This is a genomic window from Acinetobacter sp. 1566109 (assembly GCF_000582255.1).
Taxonomy (GTDB): domain Bacteria; phylum Pseudomonadota; class Gammaproteobacteria; order Pseudomonadales; family Moraxellaceae; genus Acinetobacter; species Acinetobacter nosocomialis.
On record NZ_JEYB01000057.1, the window covers coordinates 1 to 22,614 of the forward strand.

The following is a 22,614-nucleotide window of genomic DNA, read 5'->3' on the forward strand; positions in this document are numbered from 1 at the left end:
CTTCTTTCTTAGAACAACCAACGAAAGCTAAAGTAGCGGCAACAGCAGCAGCAACAGCGAATTTTTTGAATAACATGGCATCACTCTCACAAAAAAAATTTGAGATTAAAAAAACCTAAGTTAGGCTGTTTTGCTTTTATTATTCCTAAACGTAGCTAGGTAACAACGCATGGAGCAGTCTAACTGGTCTGCCGCTATGCTATCACTGCAAATGTTGAAATACTACTGTCACCTGTCAAAAAAGCGCAGAAAAATTGAAAAAACAGCCTGTTTTTTAACAGAAAAAAACAATCAATTAGATTAGATATATTGGAAAAGGTATAAGTAAGCTACTAAAAAACATAATTTTTTTATATTAAAAATATTTGTTTTCAAAAACTTAAATATATCCTTACATAAGGTTTAACAAAATGTATTTTTGTGTAAAGCATGTCAACCAAATAAAAAAGCTACTCATGAGAGTAGCTTTTTGGAAACAACATAATGATTAAGTTGAAGCTTTACGTTTCATCTGATCAAAGAAATCATCATTTGTTTTGGTTTCTTTCATACGGTCAAGTAAGAATTCCATAGCAGCCAACTCATCCATAGGATGAAGGAGTTTACGGAGGATCCAGACTTTACGTAATTTATCTTCATCCATTAAACGTTCTTCACGACGTGTACCTGACTTCTTAATATTCATGGCAGGGAAGACACGCTTCTCAGCAATACGGCGATCAAGTGTAATTTCTTGGTTACCAGTACCTTTGAATTCTTCGTAAATTACATCGTCCATTTTACTGCCAGTCTCAATAAGAGCAGTAGAGATGATTGTTAAAGAACCGCCTTCTTCGATGTTACGAGCAGCACCGAAGAAACGTTTTGGGCGTTCTAATGCATGTGCATCTACACCACCGGTCAATACCTTGCCTGATGAAGGAATTACAGTGTTGTATGCGCGAGCTAAACGTGTGATAGAGTCAAGTAAAATCACAACATCTTTTTTATGTTCAACAAGACGTTTTGCTTTTTCAATGACCATTTCAGCTACTTGTACGTGACGTGCTGGTGCTTCATCAAATGTTGAGGCAACGACTTCACCGCGTACGGTACGTTCCATTTCAGTTACTTCTTCTGGACGCTCATCAATAAGTAAAACAATAAGGAACACTTCCGGATTGTTTCTCACAATAGATTGTGCAATGTTTTGAAGTAACATTGTTTTACCCGCTTTTGGCGGTGCAACAATAATAGAACGTTGTCCTTTACCAATTGGCGCAACTAAGTCGACAACACGAGCAGTTAAGTCTTCTGTTGTACCATTACCAAGTTCCATAACCAATTGTTCGGTTGGGAAAAGGGGAGTTAAGTTTTCAAATAAAATTTTATTTCGAGAATTTTCTGGCGTGTCATAGTTAATCTGGTTAACTTTGAGCAACGCAAAATAACGCTCACCTTCTTTCGGAGGGCGAATAGTACCTGTGATGGTATCACCTGTACGCAAGTTAAAGCGTCGGATTTGTGAGGGGCTCACATAAATATCATCCGGACCAGCTAAATACGAACCTGCGGCAGAGCGCAAAAAACCAAAACCATCAGAGAGAATTTCAAGAACGCCGTCACCAAAAATTTCTTCGCCATTCATTGCATGGCGTTTCAAGATGGCAAAGATAATATCTTGCTTTCGGTTACGAGCCATACCTTCAAGGCCCATAAATTCAGCAATTTTAATTAGTTCGCCGATTGGTTTTTTCTTGAGTTCAGTTAAGTTCATAGGGGTCAGAATTAGGAAAGAATAGAGTGTGGTTTAAAAGAAGAAAAATCGCTCGCATACAAAAAAGAGTATCGCAATTGTATTTACACAATAACAATTCAGAAGTCTAATTAACTGTTTCGAAGAGAAATGTGAAAAAACAATTTCTGTTGCCGAGTGGCGATCTTTATGTTTGTGTCTTGTAAGAAGCCGGACAGAAGACGATTCCCTTCAGTGCCTCTTGAGCATGCAATATAAGTGAGATCAGCTAATTTGTCAATTTATAGCCGAAAAAAATACGCTATAGAGATATAGCGTATTTCATCTGTAACGTTCGGACTTAAACGTTTTCGTCAATGAAGCTAACGAGTTTAGAACGAGGTACAGCACCGATTTGCTGCGCTACTACTTCACCATTTTTGAAAAGTAATAAAGCAGGAATATTACGGATATTGTATTTCACTGCAGTATCTTCACAAGAAGTCACGTCAACTTTAACGATTTTTACTTTACCAGCATATTCACTTGATAAATCTTCAAGAACAGGTGCAATCGCTTTACAAGGTGCACACCAACCTGCCCAGAAATCAACAAGTACAGGTGTTTCTGCATCTAGAACATCTGCTTGGAAGTTATCATCAGTTGTATTTACAATAGTCGCAGACATGGTACGGCTCCAATTTTTAGAAAAAAGTGCTATCACTATAGGAGGATATAATCTCTATCAGTATTACATAGCTGCTTAGTTCAATGTAAGGGTTTGATGCTATTATTCAAGGCTTAATTAAATTTGTCTAATGGATGCTCACGATATTCACCATCGGCTTGTACAATCGTTTAACAAATCGAAAATTATCGATGGCTATTAATTGTTGATGAAAATGGCTTTTCAATTGCATTCTTGTGAATTACTCTAGGCGTGAATTGTTATGGGTTTAGTTCAATAATGTCTGACTTTCTGATTGATGAAGAATTACTTGCTGCCATAGATATGGGGTCGAACAGTTTTCACCTTGCCATTGCACGGGTAGATCACGGTGAAGTTAAAAAAGTGGCTTCAATGTCAGAAAAAGTACAGCTTGCAGCTGGTCTTGATGAAAATAAAAACTTAACAGAAGCTGCACAGCAACGTGGCTTGGCATGTTTGGCTCGTTTTGTCGGGCGTTTGGGGTCGGTTCAACCTAATCGTTTAAGAATTGTGGCAACGAATGCTTTGCGTCAGGCTAAAAATGGCCATGAGTTTATTCAAAAAGCTGCTGAAATTTTACCTAAACCTATTGAAATTATTGCAGGCCGTGAAGAAGCACGACTGATTTATCTTGGTGTATCTCACACGATGGCAAATGGTGGACGCCGCTTAGTTGTTGACATCGGTGGTGGGTCTACTGAGTTTATTATTGGCGAAGAATTCGAGCCGATTTATACCGAATCATTACAGATGGGGTGTGTAGCATATACTAAAGCCTACTTTGCTGATGGTGAAATTACCCAAAAAGCTTTTGATAAGGCAGTGGTTGCTGCGCGCAAAGAACTTTCAGCGATCGCAACAACTTATAAGATGGAAGGTTGGGATACTGTTGTTGGTTCTAGCGGTACAATTAAAGCCTGCCGTCAAATTATGGTAAATATGGGGTTAAGTGACGAGCAAGAAAATGTTACTCGTGAAGGCCTCTATAAACTTAAAGATAAGTTGCTCAAGTTCAAAAATATTTCTGAAATTGATTTTGAAGGACTTAGAGAAGATCGACGAGCAGTTTTGCCAGCCGGATTGGCAATTTTGTACGCAGTTTTTGAAGTATTAGAAATTGAACATTTGGCATATTCTGATGGTGCATTACGTGAAGGAGTCATGTATGACCTTTTAGGTCGTTTTAAGCATGAAGATATCCGAGATCGTAGTGTGCAAGCCCTAATGGGACGTTATAACGCTGATCCGAAACAAGCAGAACGAGTTGTAAATACAGCTCAACACTTATTTGATGGGGTAGCAGAATCTCTGAATTTAACCAGTGAAGACAGTGACTTACTGCGCCGTGCAGCATATTTGCATGAAATTGGTTTAGCAATTAGTCATGGTGGTTATCATCGTCATGGTGCTTATTTATTACAGCATTCTGATATTCCTGGTTTCTCACAAATTGATCAAAACCATCTTTCACATTTAGTTGCTCATCATCGTCGTAAATTACGTAATGATGTAAAAAATGAAGTTTTAAAGGCGGGCGGTAATAAATTACTCTACCTAAGTTTATTACTTCGCCTTGCAGTTTTACTCAACCATAGTCGCAGTGATCAGATGCTTCCTGCCATTGAATTGACCATCATAAATGATCAACAATGGCAGCTTAGTGTTTCTGGTGATGCCAAACAATGGCCATTGTTAGTTGCCGACTTGCATGATGAGCAAGAGCAGTTTAAGCATTGGGACATTGAATTGAATATTCAGTCGGAAAAATTTATCGATTAAAGGGATAATATTCGACCTATGAAAAAAGCTACTCAGTCCAAAGCGTGGACAACGGTTCAAATTGCACGTCATCCTGATCGTCCGCAGTTTCTAGATTATGTCGGTGAAATCTTTACAGAGTTTGATGCCTTGCATGGTGATCGTTTGTTTGGTGACGATGGTGCGATGGTAGGTGGTCTTGCTCGTTTTGACGGTCAACCTGTGATGGTCATTGGACAACACCGTGGTCGTAGTACCCGTGAAAAATTAAAGCACAACTTTGGTATGGCGAACCCAGAAGGTTACCGTAAATCTCAGCGTTTACTAGATATGGCTGAGCGTTTTAATCTTCCGGTTTTCACGTTTATTGATACGATGGGTGCATATCCAGGTGTTGGTGCTGAAGAACGTGGACAAGCTGAAGCAATTGCCACTAGTCTTGCTCAACTTTCAAGTTTGAAAGTTCCTGTTGTTGCAACAGTACTCGGTGAAGGTGGTTCTGGCGGTGCTCTAGGTATTGGGGTTGCTGACCGTGTGATTATGCTATCACATAGTATTTATTCTGTGATTTCACCAGAAGGTTGTGCATCTATTTTATGGAAGACTGCTGAAAAAGCAGCTCAAGCGAGTGAAGCTTTAGGTTTAACAGCAGATAAACTACAATCTCTAGGTATTGTTGAATATGTAGTAGATGAAGGCGAAGGAGCTCATTTAGACCCTGAGCGTGTGATGCAAAACCTAAAAGTAGTTTTAAAGCAAGCTTTGGATGAATTGCTACCGATGGATGCAAATGAACGATGCGAAGCACGTTATCAACGTTTAATGAAGTTTGGCAGCGAAAATTTAGGCATCACGTCTTAAAGCAGGCTCAAGAGTTTTCAGAAAATAGTTCTTTTCTTATTGGATGTAGTGGTGGCATGGATTCAATGCTACTACTACATTTAATGAATCAAATTTTCCCTCAAAAGATCCGAGCAATTTACATTGATCATCAACTGCAAGAACAAAGTGCAGAATGGGGGAAACTTGTTGCCAGTCAGGCAACAAGTTTAAATATTTCTTATATTATTCAAAAAGTACAGATTTCTGATGGGAATCTGGAAGCTCAAGCACGTCAAGCACGTTATCAAGCTTATCAGCAACATTTACAACAAAATGAAATTCTATTGCTTGCTCATCATCAGCAAGATCAGGCCGAAACAGCTATTTTACGTTTATTGTCAGGTACAGGTGTAGATGGACTTGCTGCAATGCAAGCCATTGATTACCGTGAAAATATGACAATTTGGCGTCCCTTTTTGGATTTAACACGTGAGCAAATTGCTTCTTGGGCTGCTCAGCTTGAAGTGAAGTATATTGATGATCCAATGAATTATGATACCCATTATGACCGTGTGTGGTGTCGTGAAGAGCTTTGGCCATTTTTATCAAAAAGATTTCCAAAAATGCAGCAGGCGCTGAGCCGAACCAGTTATCTCATGCAGGATGCTTCCGAAATTTTAGAAGAAGTTCTGAAAAATGATTGGCAATATTCGGGTTCAGCTGACTATTTAGATTTAACGAAATTATCTGAGTTATCTTTTGCGCGACAGCGCCAGTTACTTTCTGCATGGATGAAGGGTGATGGGCAATATCGGCCTGCATTTGAAATGGTCGAGCGCTTAAAAAAAGAAGTCATTGATTCTAAATCTGATGCACAAGCCGCTTTACATTGGAACCAGTTTTATTACGTCCGTTATCAAAATATTCTTTATAGGTTAAGTAAACAGATTTATCTTGCTGAAAAATTAAATCCGGTTGAAGCTGAACTGGAGCATTCATTTAAATTACAAGAAGAATGGCAGGGCGCAGCAGGGCTGTTCAATATTGAGAGTAAAAAAATTGGTTTAAGTCATTCTTTATTGAATAAAAAATTGAAAATAATTCGACGTCAAGGTGGGGAAAAGATTCATCTATATGGTCGTGTTGGGCAATGGCCGTTAAAAAAAGCGATTCAAGAAGCACATATTTTGCCTTGGCTTCGTCATACAATTCAAATATTAGTCATAGATAATGTTATGCTTGGGGTTTTTACACCGAAAGGATTTTGGTTGGCTCAGTCTCCGTATTGTGAGCAAGGAGGATGGCAACCAGATTTAATTTCTCATTCTTGTGATCTGGTAAATGGCGAATATGGTTATGACAAGTGCAGTAAATAGTAATATCTGTTTTATTGGTGGTGGTAATATGGCCCAAGCGTTGATCGGCGGGCTGATTTCAAGAGGTTTGCCGCCAACACGTATTACCGTTTCAGATCCAGTTGAACAAATCCGTCATTTATTACAAGAAAAAGAAGTTCATGTAACCCAAGATAATGTGGCTGCAATTAAAAATGCGGATGTTGTCGTACTTGCGGTAAAGCCACAAGTTCTAGCGAATGTTCTACGTCCGCTGAAAGGCTTATTATCGGATAAACTGGTTATTTCCATCATTGCTGGTGCGGAAATTAAGACAATATCAAATCTTATTGATAGCGAACGAATTGTTCGTGTTATGCCGAATACGCCAGCATTAGTTCAAACTGGCGCACATGGTATTTATGCGACTGATGTAGTTGATGCTTCAGACCGTGAATTAACGAGTCAAATTTTAGCAGCAACTGGTTTAACAATTTGGGTAAACTCCGAAGCTCAAATTGATGCGGTAACAGCAGTTTCAGGTTCAGGCCCGGCTTACTTCTTCTACCTCATGGAAAGTATGATCCGTGCAGGTAAAAATCTAGGCCTAGATGAAAAAGTTGCAACTGCTTTAACTCTTCAAACGGCATTAGGTGCGGCTCAAATGGCAATTACGAGTTCAAATACTCCGTCTGAACTACGTAAAAATGTGACATCACCGAATGGTACAACACAAGCTGCACTTGAAGTTTTTGATCGTGCACAAATCTCTCAAAATATTCAATCTGCATTAGCTGCTGCACAGAAACGTAGCCAAGAATTGGCTCAAGAACTGAGTGACAGTGCAAAATAGCTTTAATAGGATAAGACAACTATGGGTGCAAATTCTGCGCTAATTTTTGGAATTTTAATTAACGTTGCGATTTTATTGGTCTTTTTCCGGTTCTTAATGCAATTGGCGGCAGTAAGTCCTTATAATCCTGTGGTTTTATCGACAGTAAAGGCGACGAAGATTGTTGATATTTTTGGCCGAATTTTTCCAACAGTCGCAAAAGGCCGATTCAATTTAGCCGCGTTAGTTCTTTTAATTATTTTATATTTACTGAAAATTTTCGGTGTGATGTATCTTTCAGGTTCAATGCCAAATAGTCCGATTCATTTAGTGATTCTGACATTTGTGACAATGATCCAAGATTTGATTCGTTTCTGTCGTTATTTAATTTTTGCGACAATCATTTTGAGTTGGGTGGTGATGTTCACTCAATCTCGTTCACCTTATATTGAAGTCATTCAAGATTTGGCAGAACCATTATTAGCGCCGTTCCGTCGCTTACTGCCTAATATGGGAATGATTGATTTGTCGCCAATTTTGGCATTCTTAGCGCTCTATATTGCTGAGATCTTAATGAATGAAGTTGCTAAAGTTCTTTTAACTGGACTTTAAGTTGAGACGATAAAAAGGGCTGTATTTCACAGCCCTTTTTTATTGGTTTATTGATGACTTAGTGTGCATCATCCCAGTTTTGCCCTTGCCCAACTTCAACTACTAAAGGCACAGAAATTTCGACAACGGATTCCATAACACTTGCGATTTGCTTAGAAAGTTCTTCGGCAATGTTTTGATCGGCTTCAAACACTAATTCATCGTGTACCTGAAGTAGTAGTTTTGCTTGATCTTTTGGCAAGATTTTATCAACTGCAATCATTGCAAGTTTAATAATATCAGCTGCACTACCTTGTAAAGGCGCATTGATCGCAGCACGTTCAGCAGCCTTACGTACCATCACATTTCGAGCATCAATATCTGGTGTATAAAGACGACGTCCTAAAATAGTTTCAACAAAGCCTTGCTCCGATGCTACTTGGCGGGTACGTTGCATGTATTCATAAATACCCGGATAGCGTTGGAAGTATTGCTTAATATAGTTTTGCGACTCTTGACGTGTGAAGCCTAACTGACGAATTAAGCCAAACTCGGACATACCGTAAAGTAAACCAAAATTTACAGCTTTGGCTTGGCGACGCTGATCGTTTGTTACATCTTCTATCGCAATACCCAATACTTCTGCAGCAGTACGGCGGTGAACGTCTTGTCCGTGCTGGAACGCATGTACTAAAGCATCATCTTGAGAAAAATGAGCCATTAAACGAAGTTCAATTTGTGAGTAATCGGCTGCTAGTAAAACTCGTCCTTCTGGTGCAATGAATGCTTTACGAATTTGACGGCCAATTTGTCTACGAATTGGAATATTTTGTAAGTTAGGATCCGAAGAAGATAGACGACCTGTCGCTGTGAGAGCTTGGTGATAACTTGTATGTACGCGATGGGTATCGTTATGAGATTGTTCAACTAGACGGTCAGTATAGGTACTTTTTAGCTTTGCTAACCCACGATGTTCTAGAATAATTTCCGCTAATGGGTGTTCGATTTTTTCTAAAACACTTTCACTGGTACTGTATTGTCCAGTTGCAGTTTTTTTACCACCTTTAATACCTAATTTATCAAATAGGATTTCGCCTACTTGTTTAGGTGAAGCAATGTTAAAAGTTTCATCTGCAATTTCCATAGCCTGATTTTCAAGGCCTTCCATGGTTTTTGCAAATTCAACACTTAATTTATCTAAGAATGCATGATCTAAACGAATACCATCTTCTTCCATGCCTGACAAAATTCGGGCAACCGGCATTTCGATATTATATAAAATATTTTCTAGCTCAGGATGTGCTTTAAGTTTATTTGAAAGGACTTCATATAAACGATAAGTCACATGTGCATCTTCGGCTGCATAATGAGCTGCAACTTCAATCTCAATTTGATTAAAAGTCTTCTGTTTAGCACCTTTACCAGCAATTTGTTCAAAAGTTGTGGTTAAGTGACTTAAATAGACACGAGCAACATCATCCATACCGTGACGAGTTGCTGCTGCATTTAATACATAAGATGCCAGCATGCTATCGAAATACCAGCCTTTAAGTTCTATACCGTGATTAGCAAAAATGTGCGCATCATATTTAAGGTGATGACCGATTTTTTTAACCGCTTCATTTTCTAATACTGGCTTAATTTGAGCCAAAATTTGTTCACGATCCAGCTGCTGTGGCGCATTTTCATAGTTATGTGCTAAAGGCACATAATAGGCATCTTTTGCATCAAAGGCGATTGAAAAACCAACCATTTCGGCAATACGGTAATCAAGACTTGTGGTCTCTGTATCAATAGCAAAATGATCGGCATTTTGCATGCGTTGCCAGAGTTGATCCCAAGCTTCTTGAGTTAAAACAGTATGATAATTTGCAGTCCCAAGCTGATCATCTTGACTAGTTAAGCTAGCTTGATCTTCTGTTTCTATTGTTTCAGCAGGTTTAACTTCATTTTGAACCACGGTCTGTGAAGCTTGCTGTTTGTAGCTTGAGCTATTTGGATTGTTTGGATGATCAAGCGACTGTAATTGGTTTCTAAACTCGAGCTCAGTGTATAGATTACGCAAAGCCTCTACGTTTGGATCAGTAAGCTTTAACTCATGCCAGTCAAGTTCTAAAGGAAGATCACACACAATACTGGCTAACTGGTGATCAAGCTTAATATTGTCTAAGTTATCTTTAATATTTTGGCTAAGTTTGCCTTTAAGCTGGTCTACATTCGCAATGATATTATCTAAAGTCCCATATTCGGTCAGTAACTTGGCAGCCGTCTTTGCGCCGACGCCAGGTACACCCATAATGCCGTCAGATGCATCGCCCATTAGAGTCAAGTAGTCGATAATCTGATTCGGCCAAACGCCAAACTTTTCAAATACGCCATCAGTATCCATTACGCGATCTTTGAAGCTGTCTTCTAATTTTACATGGTCATTGACGAGCTGAGCCATGTCTTTATCTCCGGTTGAGATCAGTACATGATGCCCCTCAAGTACGGCGCGTTTAGCGAGAGTCCCGATAATGTCATCAGCTTCAGCACCCGGAAGGCTATATAAAGGAATTCCTTGCGCTTTAATTAGAGCGTGTAAATATGGAATCTGTTGAGATAACTCTTCCGGCATAGTCGGGCGGTCACCTTTATAAATAGGTGAAAGCTTATGACGGAAAGTTGGCTCAGGCGTATCAAAAATGACGGCCATATGTGTTGGTTGCATACGGCGCATTAATTTTTGAATGGCAGAAATTGCCCCACGTATTGCATTGGTATGTAACCCTGTAGAGGTCGTCAATGGTGGTAATGCATGATATGCACGAAATAAAAAATAGGACCCATCAACCAAGACAAATGGTGGCATTGAACAATTCCTTAATTTGAATTAGGGGTATTTTACGTGAAAACGGCTATGAATGCAGGTTTATGATTTTTGCAGTATTTTGTATGTATAAATATACGCTTGTATTGGCTTGAAGTAAGATGATATGTAATGAAGGTGTCATATTGCTAAGCCCATGTATAAAAAAGACAAACAGGGAATGATCGTTGTTTTGATCGCTTTGACTTTGTTTTTAGCCATTTCAATTGGTTTTAAATTTCAGAGTACCGTTGTTGCTTTATCTATTGCTCTTACTGTCATACTAGTTCAGTCGTTATCAAATCTACATCAACGTTTAACTCATTTAGAACAACAGTTTTCTCGGCAGAGAACCCCACTTTATTCTATTCACATACAACGCACAGTCATTTATGCGGCTGCTTTAGTTGCATTAGTTGCTTATATCAATCATTGGATGTGGATTGCTGGTGGGGCATTACTGGTTTTATTGTTATGTTTGATTCAAACTATTAGTACATTTCATACTCGTCTATTGTTCCTCGAGTCAGCCAAGCAAACAGTAAGTGTAAATGAATCTATACATACAGAAGTGATAATGCCTGTATCAGAGCAAGCTGATCCAAACAATATTACCGAGCCAGCTTTACCTGAAACAACAGCTTTAGATCAAGAAGAACAAATAGCTCGTACACAGACCACCGCATGGTGGCAACCAGCAGTCGATTGGATGATTCATGGTAATCCAATTTTAAGAGTTGCTGTTGCTGTGCTTATGGTTGGGGTGGTGCTCTTACTGCGTTTTGCCAGTGAGCATTGGCAGTTGAGCTTAGGTGTGAAACTTGGTTTTATTGCTATTGCAGGAGGTGTATTAACAGCATTTGGATATACCTTGCAAAAGAAAAACCAGTTATTTGCTGTGGCGTTGCAAGGTGTCGGGTTAGCGATTGTCTTTCTAACGCTTGTGTTCTCGCATCATTTCGGTGTAATCGCAAGTCTAACTACAGCAAGTATTCTATTTACGATTTTATTATCAATTACAGTATTCCTGAGCTTAAAACAACAAGCTATTTATTTAGCAATACTGGCACTCGGTATGGCTTATGCGGCTCCTTTAGTGATTCCGCAATATCGTCCTGATGTGATTTTTCTATTTAGTTACTATTTTGTCATTAATCTTGCGGTCGCTGTCGTTAACTTTATTCAGCCATGGAAAGTTTTAAATCAAATTGCTTTCTTTGCTACAATGTTTATTGGTGGTAGTGCAATCGCATTTTATGCCGAGCCAGCAAAATTTGGCACATTAGACTGGATTTTATGGTGTCATATTGCTTTGTTTATTTGGTTAAGTGTTCGTTATAGCCAAAATATATCTCGGGTTTCAGCACATGAAAAACAAGAGGGGATTCGTGTACCTCCACTCTTAGATGTTGGCCTTATTTTTAGTGTTCCTGTATTAGGCTTTACACTTCATGCTTATTTAGTTCATGAGTCGACCCAAGCTTTGACGATTGGTGCTGCTGTATTAGCGTGTACTTATGCGGTATTAACTTATTGGATTAAAAAATCCCATCCTCAACTTTCAGTTCTTGCAAAAAGTTTTTTTATACTCGCGGTTGCTTTTTTTGCCTTAATTTTTCCACTCGCAAAAGGGGCGCACTGGACTGCTATTGGCTGGGTTGCACAAGGTACGGCTTTAATCGTTTGGGGAGTAACTGAGCGCTATCGTTTAAGCCGATATATTGGCGTAGTTTTAGTTTTACTCAGTTCACTTGCACTGTTTTATCAGGTTTGGGCAAATGAAGAGTTTCCAACGCTAAGCACTAGCATTTATGCAATTGCTCAATTCATTTCTGCTTTTTATTTATTGCAATACAACAGTAAAGAGCAACGCTATTTTAGCGCAAGTATGTTTAGCGGTATTTTCTTATGCTTAGGTATGTATGCGGGCGCCGTAGCTGGTATAGAAATAATGGCATGGCATCATCATGGTTTAAGTCCGTATTTGATCTTCGCTGTAGCCCTAATCGCAATATTTAGTGCTATTGTTCACTATAAACTTCGTGTGCAATGGCAAAGTTTGCAGTTAATTTTAATTAGCCTGTTACTGTTGTTAATTTTGGGGGAGGTCTCTGTTAGTCAAGTATTTACGTTGTTTAAATGGGTAGACTCATTACAACAAACTACTTTCCTAGTCGCTACAATTATTCTGAGCGGTTTATTTATTATGGCTCAACCGCAGACGGGTGAGTCTGGATACTTAAAAGTCTGGGCTGGTTTAAGCTGGTTAGCGTTAGCGATAGTTGGCGTGGCTATTTTCCCAAAAATGCCAATAGTCGCTTTGGCTTTTGTTCCTGTGGCTTATTCGCTTTGGGCTTATAAAACTCATAAAACGACACTGTTGCATCAAATTCCGGTGTGGTGTTTAAGCTTACTGTGGTTGCTTGTGGTGAGTCTTGATGGTCATTCTGCTGAGTACCTTTATTTTATTCCTTTAATTAACTTAACGGACTTTCTTTCAATTGCGATATTTGCAGGTTTACTTTTTATTATTTATCAACACGATTTTGATCAAGATAAGTCACTGGAGTGGACTTTTAAAATTACAACAATTTTAGTGGGCTTACTGGTATTTAGTAGTGTAGTCGTCAGAAGTTTGCACCATTACTGGGCAACACCGCTATGGAGTGTTTCAATTTGGACGAATGGTGTAGTACAGCTAAGTTTGACCTTACTTTGGGTTATTTTGGCATTTGTATTGACGACATTCTCTAGTCGAAAAATGATTCGTCAACTCTGGTTTGTAGGCGCTGCACTTTTAGGGATTGTTGTATTAAAGCTGATTTTGCTTGATCTATCGCAAAGTGCAACGTTAACTCGAGTTATTTCATTTATTGGAGCAGGTGGGGTAATGCTGATTATTGCTTATCTTGCACCATTACCACCATCATCCTCTGTAAAGAAGAATCAAGAGCCTAAGCTTTAGGCTCTCTTTTTAACTCTTTTTGATTACTGTATTGATCGATATCGTCTTCAGCAAAAATAGTAGATGGTCGATCAATTAATCCCATTTTAGGAACAGGAATCTCAATTTGGTTATCTAAAAAGCCATTTCGGATACGTTCTTGCATTTCATCTCGAACTTTTAAAGAATTTTCTTGACGGCACCACATTGCAAATAAAAGCTCAATCGATGATTCCCTAAATGCAGTCACTGTAACCGCAGGTTTTGGGTCATCTAACACGAGTGGGTAATTTGCTGCGACGTTAAGTAGAACCTCACGGACTTTAATAATGTCTTCATGAAAATTAATGGCGAGTGTAATTGGAATACGGCGTATCGGGTATTTAGATAAGTTGTGTACAGGGGCACGAATAAGTTGTTCATTCGGTAAACGAATATAGACGTTGTCGAGTGTAAGTAACTTTACCGAAAGCAAATCAATTGAGATAACTTCGCCTTCGATCGTATTCCCGCGAATAAGTGTAATTTGAATCGTATCACCGACCTCAAATGAACCTTCACCAATCAAAAATAAACCACTAATCAAGTTACTGGCAGATGTTTGTGATGCGAAACCGAGTGCTACTGTTAAGATCCCCGCTGCCCCTAGAAATACACTAAGTTTAAAACCGGCTTCTTTTAAACTCGTCATAATGAAGAGTAAGAAAATAAAATAAAAAATACCACGGCGCCATACCAGACGCTGGTGAGCATTAAAACGTGAGCCAACGGTTCTAATAAATGTATTTGAAATAATACGGGCAAGAACAAAACCAATAAAACAAAGCACAACACCGACTAAAATTTCACTGATACGTTCGGTATTAATATTGGTGAATATACTTTTGAGGCTATCAGCGATATCTCTAGGAATATTTGAATCAGCCATAGAACCCCCTTAGAAAAATGAATCAAACATATTAAATAGTGCACCGCCAGGTGAACGTGGGGGATGTACGTAAGTAACTTCACCTGCAAGAGGCGGTGTACGGTTTTCAATACGAATGCGGGCAGGGCGGTCAGACCCTTCATAATAAACTTTAATCTGTGAGGTCCATAAGCGTCCCGTACTTTCACTATAAAATAGCGGTAGGGCGGTAACCGGAACATTCATACGATCAAAGCGTAATTGATGATTACTGGTATTGTGAAAATCAATCGGCGTAACTGCTCTAAAAGCACGTGGTGTTAATAGATTTAAATCGGTACGTCCATCAACAGAGGTGGCATAGCAAATTTCACCTTGCTGTGCATTGGGTCCAAACCATGTATCTTTAGGCTGAATTACAGGAATCTCAAATAAAGGTTCATGCTGACTTTCAACTAAACCTGCAATCCATAAAGGAGTACTAATATAAAGAGTCCCTCGCTGACCTGCTGGAATATAAATTGGATCAACAGGTTTAATCACAACAGATCGGTCCGCCAAACGTGGCATGAGTAGAAACTTCGGATTAGTTTTTCTAAACATGTAACGTTCGACTTGAACAGTATGGGGGAAACCAAAATTTGCATCCGAGATAATGTGCCAATCTTGTTCATTATCATCTTGGAGAGTGGGACGATAATATTCGATACGCCATTCTTTTATGCCCCGCGTTAAACGAAAGAGCATTGAACCGAATTGCCATGCTTTCGACTGGTTAATTTCAAAGTGCTGTTCACCCCACCATTTTAAAGAATTCTGGGGGCGAGGCTGATATTCATTATTTTCAAACAAGACGTAAAATTCCTCTACCGAGTTGTTAAACAGACTTCACGCTGTAATCTGCTTAGAGTACACTCAAAATCATCTTACTCATCATTATAAATTGTGATGCAAATATTGAAACAAATACAAGTTCCATATAGTTTTGCCAAGCGTCATGGTGTTTTATTTCGTTATGACGGTGATCAAGTTTTTATTGTTAGACGTCAAAATACAGAAAAAATTGCATTGCAGGAAGCAAGACGAATTTTGGGGAAGCCTGCACATTATCAGCTATGTAGTGAACAAGAGTTTAATAGCTTATTAAGTACGAGTTACGCTGGTGACACAGGGGAGTCGCAACAAGTTGCAGCAGGTCTAGAAGATCATCCAGATTTATTGAGTTTGGCCGATCAGGTTCCTGAAACAGAAGACTTAATGGACCAAGAAGATGACGCGCCTATTGTCCGTCTGATCAATGCACTTCTATCAGAGGCGATTCGAGTTGGTGCTTCTGATATCCATATTGAAGCTTTTGAAAAAAAATTATCCGTTCGTTTGCGGGTAGATGGTCAATTACGTGAAATTGTACAGCCGCGCCGTGAGTTGGCACCGTTACTTGTTTCACGTATTAAAGTTATGGCGAAACTAGATATTGCCGAAAAGCGTGTGCCGCAAGATGGACGTATTTCTTTACGACTTGCTGGACGTGAAGTGGATGTGCGTGTATCTACTTTGCCTTCGTCTCATGGCGAGCGAGTTGTTATGCGTTTGCTTGATAAACAAGCGGGTCGCCTTAATATGACTCACTTGGGGTTAATGGCAAATGACTATGAGCGTTTAACTCAATTGGTGCATCGTCCACACGGAATTATTTTAGTTACAGGTCCTACGGGTTCGGGAAAAACCACTACCTTATATGCAGCTTTATCTGATTTAAATGATAATACGCGCAACATCTTAACTGCCGAAGACCCAATCGAATATCAACTTGAAGGCATAGGGCAAACACAAGTTAATACCAAAGTGGATATGACATTCGCTCGTGCTTTAAAGGCAATGTTACGTCAAGATCCAGATGTTGTAATGGTTGGTGAGATTCGTGATTTAGAAACTGCTGAAATTGCAGTGCAAGCATCATTAACAGGTCATTTGGTTTTATCGACACTACATACCAATACTGCTATTGGTGCGGTTACTCGTCTTAAAGATATGGGAATTGAACCGTTCTTACTTTCAAGTTCTTTAATTGGGGTCGTTGCTCAGCGTTTGGTTCGTACCTTATGTCCACATTGTATGACATGGCGTGAAGCCGATACTTTTGAAAAGCAGGTTTTTCAGCATATTTCGCATGAGCCAACTTTAAAGTTACCGGAAGCTCAAGGGTGTGAGCAATGTTCCCACTTAGGGTTTAATGGCCGTACAGCGATTTATGAAATTGTACCTATTGATGAACCTATGCGCCGACTCATTCATGGTAATGCAGCAGAGTTTGAATTAGAAAATCATGCCCGTCAGTATTCTGGTTCTATTCGAGATGATGGATTGCGTAAAGTGCTCTCAGGCAAAACTACACTTGAAGAAGTACTTCGTGTAACTAATGAAGCAAGTGAAGCATAATACGAAAGATATAAAAAATGCCCGATAATATTCGGGCATTTTTTAATATGAATAATTATTCAGTCACAATATTAAAAGTTACATCAATATTGTTACGAGTCGCATTTGAATATGGACAAACAATATGAGCTGCTGCAACTAATTTTTCAGCTTCTTCGCGGTCCATACCAATTAAATAAACATTTAAAGTAACTTCAATACTAAAACCTGTAGGAATTGGACCAATACCAACTTCACCTTCAACATAAGCATCTTTGCTAATGTTGAATTTATCGCGGTTAGCAACAAATTTTAAAGCGCCTAAAAAGCACGCTGAATAACCAGCTGCAAATAATTGTTCTGGGTTGGTTACAGCACCACCAGCGCCACCCATTTCTTTAGGCACACCAAGTTGTACGTCTAATACACCGTCTGATGAAGTTGCACGACCATCACGGCCACCAGTTGCTTTAGCTTTTGCACGATACACAACTTTTTCTAAAGACATCTTTTTATTCCCAAATTAAATTGAATACAAATATATCGTACACGACTTAAATATTTTGACAAGTTAATTTTGTAAAAAAAGTGGTGATTATTTAGCTATATTTGTACGAAGCTGTGTCAGTTGATCTTTTAGGCCGAGTAACGTGGTCATATCACAAGAACTTGCTTCCAATATATGAGCTGGAATATTCACTGCCCGTTCTTTAAGTTTTTTCCCATTTTCGCTTAACGTAATAATTACTTGTCGTTCATCTTCTTTTGAACGAGTACGATTAACAAATTGCAGTGCTTCTAGCTTTTTTAAAATTGGTGTTAAGGTGGAGGACTCTAAAAATAATTTGCTGCCAATTTCTGAAACAGTAATCTCATCTTTTTCCCATAAAACCAACATCACCAAATATTGAGGATAGGTAATACCTAATGGAGTTAAAAGTTTACGATAAAGTTGATTAAGAGCTAAATTTGTTGAATAAATGAGGAAACATAATTGATTCTCAAGCTTTAAGTTTTGACAGTCTTGGTCCATATATTCCTCAGAAAACTAATGGGTGCTTTTCTAGTATATCGCTTTATGTTTAATTTCTTAAATGCTCATAATTCTGAGTTATTGATAAAAATCAGATAACACAAAAAAAAAGAGTAATCAAAGGATTACTCTAGAACTTTAAAATATGAATTTGAAACAATTACCAGAGGTCAGCAATTTTTTTCATTAAACGAGCACGGTATCTTGCAGTTGGATTGTTCTCATCGCGTTGTTGCTCTTGTTCGTAAAAATCCTGCCAAGCTGTAATCATTTCCAAGGTTGTCCCTTGTTTTTTTATCATAGAAACATCAGCTGGTTGAATGTTTTCTAAACGTTGTCTTGCACCTTCAGCACCAGTTCCCCAGCCAATAATTCGTTGCCCAAAAGCAGGAAGAGGAATATTTTTTGGAGTAGGTGGAAAAGTATTTTGTTTAAGCTCTAAATTTGGGGAAACAAAATGATTTGTTGCACCGAAATCCGCTGCGTAACAGTGAATATTTGCCCCTAAGCAAAAAATGCTAAATAAGTATTTCCACATGAATAATTAAGCTTTTAATAGTGAATTAATTTACGATGAGTCATTAAAGGCATTGAAGTGCGAACAAGTTCTTGAGCAGCTAAATCAAAAGGTACAGTAATTAAACCATTACCTTCATATTCAATCGTACTTAAAATTTGTCCACGGCTATCAGTTGCTCCTGCATGTCCCCAGGTTTGACGTTTTTCCCCATGCCAACCTTGTTGTGCCGCTCCTAAAACATAGCATTGGCTATCCATTGCACGTGCTTGCAACAACAGCTGCCAGTGCATTTGTCCTGTTGTATAGGTAAATGCTGCTGGAGCAGTCAATAGATGAGCGCCTTGTTGTCTGAGGGTTAAAGCCAACTCGGGAAAACGCAAGTCATAACATACCATTAGGCCGATATTGCCAAAAGGAGTAGATGTGACTACAACGTCTGTTCCAGGCTCAAAGAAACGGGATTCTTGATATCCACCGACAGCATCGCCAACTTGTACATCAAATAAATGTATTTTGTCGTATCGTGCTTCTGTACCTTCAGGACTGATACATAAGCTTACTGTGCGCACGCGGCCATCTTGAATGATAGATCCATCTGGACGGAATGGGCAGGGCAGAGTACCTGCAACAATCCAGATTTGATATTGATGCGCAAGTTTCTCAAGTCTTTGCTGGATCGATTCAAATTGCTCAGCTGTTTCACGCTGTTTACCAGCAGCGAAACATACAAAGTTCTCGGGAAAAACAATTAAGCTAGCATTTTGAGCCTTGCTTTGCTGAATCAATGACTCAATTATTTGAAAGTTGCTTTCAATGTCATCTTGAGAATTCATTTGAACAACTGAAACAAGAGTCATATACAAATCCCGATTAGCAATAAAATTTAGGCATTTTGCTTATCAGATACTTGTTCAAGCGTATCTTGTTCTTTCTGCAATTGCTTAACAAGTGGCTCAAACATATTCTGATTATTTGCATTGAGTTTCATCAATGTCTTATGCGCATCCAGAACAGTTCTTAGCATCGCATTATGAGTAATGTGTTCATCCGTTAACGTTAAAGTACAAACGTTAGGATCGCCACAATAATTCAGAATGACAAAAACCTGCCCTAGCCCCATGCTGTTGGCTAAGGTTGTGATATCTGGATTGGTAGATAGCATCACAGCTTGAATATGATGAGTCTGTTTCAGTTTTAAACCTAGCTTAGCTAAGATACCTAATACAGTACTATCAATAAATGTTGTTTGGGTTAAATCAACGATTGCACCAACAACATTCTCTTGCTGTTCAATTCTGTTTAAAAGTTTGTCTAGACTTATACAAGAATGGGCTCGCACTTCACCAATAAGTTTGAAAATATGCGTTCCATTTAAGCTTGCATATTCAACATGACCTGTTGACATATAAATGCCATTTTCAGAGAAGGATAGAAAAATTATCACATAGTGCCATCTCAGACTCAAGAGTCCTTAAGTCGTATATTTTTTAATTGTTTGATTTTTAAATTAATTCATTCGACAAAGACTAAAGATGGCAATGTCATCAGCAACATGATCGGGGGCTTGGAATGATTGATTTTGCAAATGTTGAACCAATTGTTGAAATTGATCATTCAATCCGCCATCAAATGGTTCTAATGCTCCATCTGAACAAACTATGAAACGTGCATGACGATTTAATGTGCAAACGTGTTCTTCAACTTCTAGTTCGTCAGTTAAACCCAAAGGAAAGCTACTAGTTGTTAAAATTTTTGGAGGTTGATTAGGTTCAAAAATAATTGGAGGAGGGTAGTGACCTGCGCTAGACCACCGAAGGCTATGTGTTTCTAGATTTAAAATACCAACTACAATCGTAATATGTTTTTCAATATTCTCTTGAACTAACATTCCATTTAATTTTTTAATCAACTGTCGCGGTGTTTTTGAACGACCATGAAAGGCAGCCATCCATGAAGTTAATAAACTGCTTGTAACACCGTGTCCCGATACATCGGCAAGATAGAATAAAACCTCTTTATCATTTAATTTCCAATAATCATACCAGTCACCTGATAGATAGGCGGAAGGTTGAAAAAAAGTTTCAACTTCATAATTTAATAAATCAATAGGATTTGGTAATAAACGTTTTTGCAATTCTGCGGCGGAAGGTAAATCGCGACTATCTTGATTGCGTTTATATTGAGCATCAATCCTTGTTAATGCCTTGTTTAAATCTTGAGGTAACTGGTTCCATACCCATCCCGCAAGAGCACCTGCTTCCCATGCTTGAGCTAAAGCACTACCTTCATGCTCAAAAGCAATCACAATGGTAGGTAAACGCCATTTATGAGTCAGGAAATCTTGTACATCTGCAATTGCGATAATTGTTGGATCATATAAATCGAGATCATCTATGTGAATGACTTGTAAGTCTGGTAATGCTTCCAGAGCTTGCTCTAAGAAAGGGATAGAGCGGGTCGGTTTAATAAAATACATAGAAGATATGGTAGTCCTTTTACAAGATCACTTTATCCATCATAGAGGATGTATGATCAAAATCAAGGTATTGCCTTTTTATATGAAGAGTACAATACCTTGATTTCTTCTTTAATTATTTTTTAGTTTTAGTTTGACTATCATCTGGTACATCTTCAGATTCGTCATCATCAATAAAAGATACGTCTGCTGAATTACCTTTTTTCTCAGCAATCTGGAAAGCCTTACGTTGGAGATACAAATCGCGAATCATCGCATATTGATCACCTTGTATGGTTTGATCCAAATCTAGATATTGAGCACGTGTATCAATGGCCTGTAAGACATTAGTTGACCAGTAAAGACCATCTTGGTTATCCATGATGTACTTTTGTGGACGAGCCTGAGAATCTACAGCTAAGCCAATCCCATCACGTAATGTACTCGGTCCAAAGAAAGGCAACATTAAAAATGGCCCAGAAGGAACGCCATAATAACCAAGAGTGACACCAAAGCTTTCATCTTCAGGCGGAAGGCCTAAGCGACTAGCAGGGTCAGCTAAACCTAAAGTTGTTAATGTATTAACAGTAAATCGGCCGAGTGTTTTTGCTGCACGTCCAGGGCGTCCTTGAATTAACTGGTTAACAGCATTCCATGGCTCTCCAAGATTTTTACGGAATTGGCGATAAGAGCCACGCACATCTTCTGGAGTTTTCTGATTATATTGAACTGCAACTGGACGAAGAATATTACGATCCAACATATCATTAAAAGAATAAATCGGACGGTTTAATGACTGTAATGGATCTTTTACTGTATCCGGTTGAGCAGCGTTTGCATTAATTTTTAAATCTTTAGCTTTTAGTGCTTTCAAGTCTTTAATAATTTGTGAGCGGGGGCGGCCCTGCTGAGCCTCTGTCGAAGTAGCATCTTCCGGACTAGCGGCAGATTCTTCAGTAAGATTTTCCTGAGCGTGTGCTGAGGTATAAAGACCCACAGTTAATAAGCTCGATAATAGTAAATTAGAATAATTCATATAATTCCTTAACCGCTAGCCAGGCTCTGTTCAATATGCAGTTGGATAGAGATATATTTTAATACAGAAGCGATAAGCTATTATCAATGTAAAATTGGTCAAATAATATAGAAAAATGACTAAAAAGCCTAAAAAATGATCTGTTGATGCATGGGATGTTAAAAAGGTATTGCAAAGGTAAGTTAATGGTCTATAATGCACATCCATCGGCGGTGATGCAGATAGAAACTTGTTGAAAAACAGTTACTTGAGATTAGGTTGATTGCTTTAAGTGATGAATTTGATGTTAAGTTGGTTTGAGAGATAAGTTTTAAAAATATCGAAATTACCTGTTGACTTTTAAGAGATTAAGAGTAATATAGCCGACCTAGCTTGCTGGTGACGAACCAGGAAGAAGATCATTAAGAGAATTGAAGAACAACTTGTGTGGATTTTTACTGATTGATTAATCGAAATAATTTTCATTGATTGATTGGTTTAAATTACTCGAAGTTTATTTGAGCGAAATTTAAGTCAGTAATTGATGAGCCAGAATTGGCACCTTGTCTATAAATAAGGTGCAAAATGATTTTAACTGAAGAGTTTGATCATGGCTCAGATTGAACGCTGGCGGCAGGCTTAACACATGCAAGTCGAGCGGGGAAAGGTAGCTTGCTACTGGACCTAGCGGCGGACGGGTAATTTCGATATTTT

At 38.6% G+C, this 22,614-nt stretch carries 20 protein-coding genes, 1 rRNA gene and 1 pseudogene; 9 read left to right on the forward strand and 13 right to left on the reverse strand.

What is annotated here, in order from left to right; translation table 11 throughout:
- Nucleotides 1–76: pseudogene (locus J582_RS27325) on the reverse strand (hypothetical protein); the annotation flags it as partial.
- A gap of 93 nt (nucleotides 77–169) precedes the next feature.
- Between J582_RS27325 and J582_RS26270 the strand changes: the two are divergent.
- Entirely contained in the window at nucleotides 170–304 is a 135-nt protein-coding gene (locus J582_RS26270) for a hypothetical protein (RefSeq protein WP_017393480.1), read from the forward strand.
- 183 nt (nucleotides 305–487) lie between these two features.
- Here the strand turns inward: J582_RS26270 and rho are convergent, their stop codons facing one another.
- Nucleotides 488–1,756, reverse strand: coding sequence for a transcription termination factor Rho (gene rho, locus J582_RS21070; RefSeq protein ID WP_001054522.1), 1,269 nt, complete (start codon nucleotides 1,754–1,756; stop codon nucleotides 488–490).
- A 319-nt stretch (nucleotides 1,757–2,075) separates the two neighbouring features.
- Nucleotides 2,076–2,402, reverse strand: coding sequence for a thioredoxin (trxA, locus tag J582_RS21075; protein ID WP_002054512.1), 327 nt, complete (start codon nucleotides 2,400–2,402; stop codon nucleotides 2,076–2,078).
- 279 nt (nucleotides 2,403–2,681) lie between these two features.
- Here trxA and ppx point away from each other — a divergent pair, with 279 nt between their 5' ends.
- Genes ppx through J582_RS21100 form a run of 5 tightly spaced genes read left to right on the forward strand, consistent with a single transcriptional unit; the run spans nucleotide 2,682 to nucleotide 7,781 of the window.
- Nucleotides 2,682–4,202, forward strand: coding sequence for an exopolyphosphatase (gene ppx / locus J582_RS21080; RefSeq protein ID WP_002054555.1), 1,521 nt, complete (start codon nucleotides 2,682–2,684; stop codon nucleotides 4,200–4,202).
- Nucleotides 4,203–4,220: 18 nt separating this feature from the next.
- A complete protein-coding gene (locus J582_RS21085) occupies nucleotides 4,221–5,042 on the forward strand; it encodes an acetyl-CoA carboxylase carboxyltransferase subunit alpha (RefSeq protein ID WP_002054564.1) in 822 nt (273 codons plus the stop codon).
- On the forward strand, nucleotides 4,979–6,379 hold the full coding sequence (tilS, locus tag J582_RS21090; protein ID WP_080746768.1) for a tRNA lysidine(34) synthetase TilS: 1,401 nt from the start codon (nucleotides 4,979–4,981) through the stop codon (nucleotides 6,377–6,379). Before J582_RS21085 ends, tilS begins: the two co-directional genes overlap by 64 nt.
- Nucleotides 6,354–7,190 carry a pyrroline-5-carboxylate reductase gene (proC, locus tag J582_RS21095; protein WP_080631569.1) on the forward strand — a complete coding sequence of 279 codons (837 nt, stop codon included), beginning with the start codon at nucleotides 6,354–6,356 and terminating at the stop codon, nucleotides 7,188–7,190. The genes tilS and proC overlap by 26 nt, the downstream gene beginning before the upstream one ends.
- A gap of 21 nt (nucleotides 7,191–7,211) precedes the next feature.
- Nucleotides 7,212–7,781, forward strand: a complete 570-nt coding sequence (locus tag J582_RS21100; RefSeq protein WP_002054582.1) for a YggT family protein — start codon at nucleotides 7,212–7,214, stop codon at nucleotides 7,779–7,781.
- Nucleotides 7,782–7,839: 58 nt separating this feature from the next.
- Here the strand turns inward: J582_RS21100 and polA are convergent, their stop codons facing one another.
- Nucleotides 7,840–10,611, reverse strand: coding sequence for a DNA polymerase I (gene polA / locus J582_RS21105; RefSeq protein WP_016804436.1), 2,772 nt, complete (start codon nucleotides 10,609–10,611; stop codon nucleotides 7,840–7,842).
- A 154-nt stretch (nucleotides 10,612–10,765) separates the two neighbouring features.
- On the opposite strand from polA, the gene J582_RS21110 reads away from it, so the two are divergent.
- A complete protein-coding gene (locus J582_RS21110; RefSeq protein ID WP_032048515.1) occupies nucleotides 10,766–13,573 on the forward strand; it encodes a DUF2339 domain-containing protein in 2,808 nt (935 codons plus the stop codon).
- Here the strand turns inward: J582_RS21110 and J582_RS21115 are convergent.
- Nucleotides 13,563–14,480 (reverse strand): mechanosensitive ion channel family protein, encoded by a 918-nt coding sequence (locus J582_RS21115; protein ID WP_004883114.1) that lies wholly within the window; start codon nucleotides 14,478–14,480, stop codon nucleotides 13,563–13,565. The two genes, J582_RS21110 and J582_RS21115, sit on opposite strands and share 11 nt — an antisense overlap.
- 9 nt (nucleotides 14,481–14,489) lie before the next feature.
- On the reverse strand, nucleotides 14,490–15,311 hold the full coding sequence (locus J582_RS21120; protein ID WP_002054549.1) for a hypothetical protein: 822 nt from the start codon (nucleotides 15,309–15,311) through the stop codon (nucleotides 14,490–14,492).
- Between the two features lie 96 nt (nucleotides 15,312–15,407).
- Here J582_RS21120 and gspE point away from each other — a divergent pair, with 96 nt between their 5' ends.
- Complete coding sequence (gspE, locus tag J582_RS21125; protein ID WP_032048516.1) at nucleotides 15,408–16,898, forward strand: type II secretion system ATPase GspE; 1,491 nt, start codon at nucleotides 15,408–15,410, stop codon at nucleotides 16,896–16,898.
- A gap of 55 nt (nucleotides 16,899–16,953) precedes the next feature.
- On the opposite strand, the gene J582_RS21130 is transcribed toward gspE, so the two are convergent.
- The 7 genes from J582_RS21130 to J582_RS21160 form a co-directional block, all read right to left on the reverse strand.
- The gene (locus J582_RS21130; RefSeq protein WP_000051124.1) at nucleotides 16,954–17,385 is read right to left on the reverse strand and encodes an organic hydroperoxide resistance protein; all 432 of its coding nucleotides are present in this window, start codon (nucleotides 17,383–17,385) and stop codon (nucleotides 16,954–16,956) included.
- Nucleotides 17,386–17,472: 87 nt separating this feature from the next.
- On the reverse strand, nucleotides 17,473–17,910 hold the full coding sequence (locus J582_RS21135) for a MarR family winged helix-turn-helix transcriptional regulator (RefSeq protein WP_004710519.1): 438 nt from the start codon (nucleotides 17,908–17,910) through the stop codon (nucleotides 17,473–17,475).
- Nucleotides 17,911–18,070: 160 nt separating this feature from the next.
- Nucleotides 18,071–18,448: a DUF4951 domain-containing protein gene (locus J582_RS21140; protein WP_032048518.1), complete on the reverse strand. Its 378-nt coding sequence runs from the start codon at nucleotides 18,446–18,448 to the stop codon at nucleotides 18,071–18,073.
- Between the two features lie 14 nt (nucleotides 18,449–18,462).
- Nucleotides 18,463–19,287, reverse strand: coding sequence for a carbon-nitrogen hydrolase family protein (locus J582_RS21145; RefSeq protein WP_032048519.1), 825 nt, complete (start codon nucleotides 19,285–19,287; stop codon nucleotides 18,463–18,465).
- Nucleotides 19,288–19,313: 26 nt separating this feature from the next.
- Nucleotides 19,314–19,835, reverse strand: a complete 522-nt coding sequence (gigB, locus tag J582_RS21150; protein WP_000103065.1) for an anti-anti-sigma factor GigB — start codon at nucleotides 19,833–19,835, stop codon at nucleotides 19,314–19,316.
- Between the two features lie 102 nt (nucleotides 19,836–19,937).
- On the reverse strand, nucleotides 19,938–20,906 hold the full coding sequence (gigA, locus tag J582_RS21155; RefSeq protein WP_002054548.1) for an RsbU family protein phosphatase GigA: 969 nt from the start codon (nucleotides 20,904–20,906) through the stop codon (nucleotides 19,938–19,940).
- Nucleotides 20,907–21,021: 115 nt separating this feature from the next.
- Nucleotides 21,022–21,921 (reverse strand): VacJ family lipoprotein, encoded by a 900-nt coding sequence (locus J582_RS21160; protein ID WP_032048520.1) that lies wholly within the window; start codon nucleotides 21,919–21,921, stop codon nucleotides 21,022–21,024.
- A gap of 571 nt (nucleotides 21,922–22,492) precedes the next feature.
- Between J582_RS21160 and J582_RS27120 the strand changes: the two genes are divergently transcribed.
- Nucleotides 22,493–22,614, forward strand: a 16S ribosomal RNA gene (locus J582_RS27120); the annotation flags it as partial.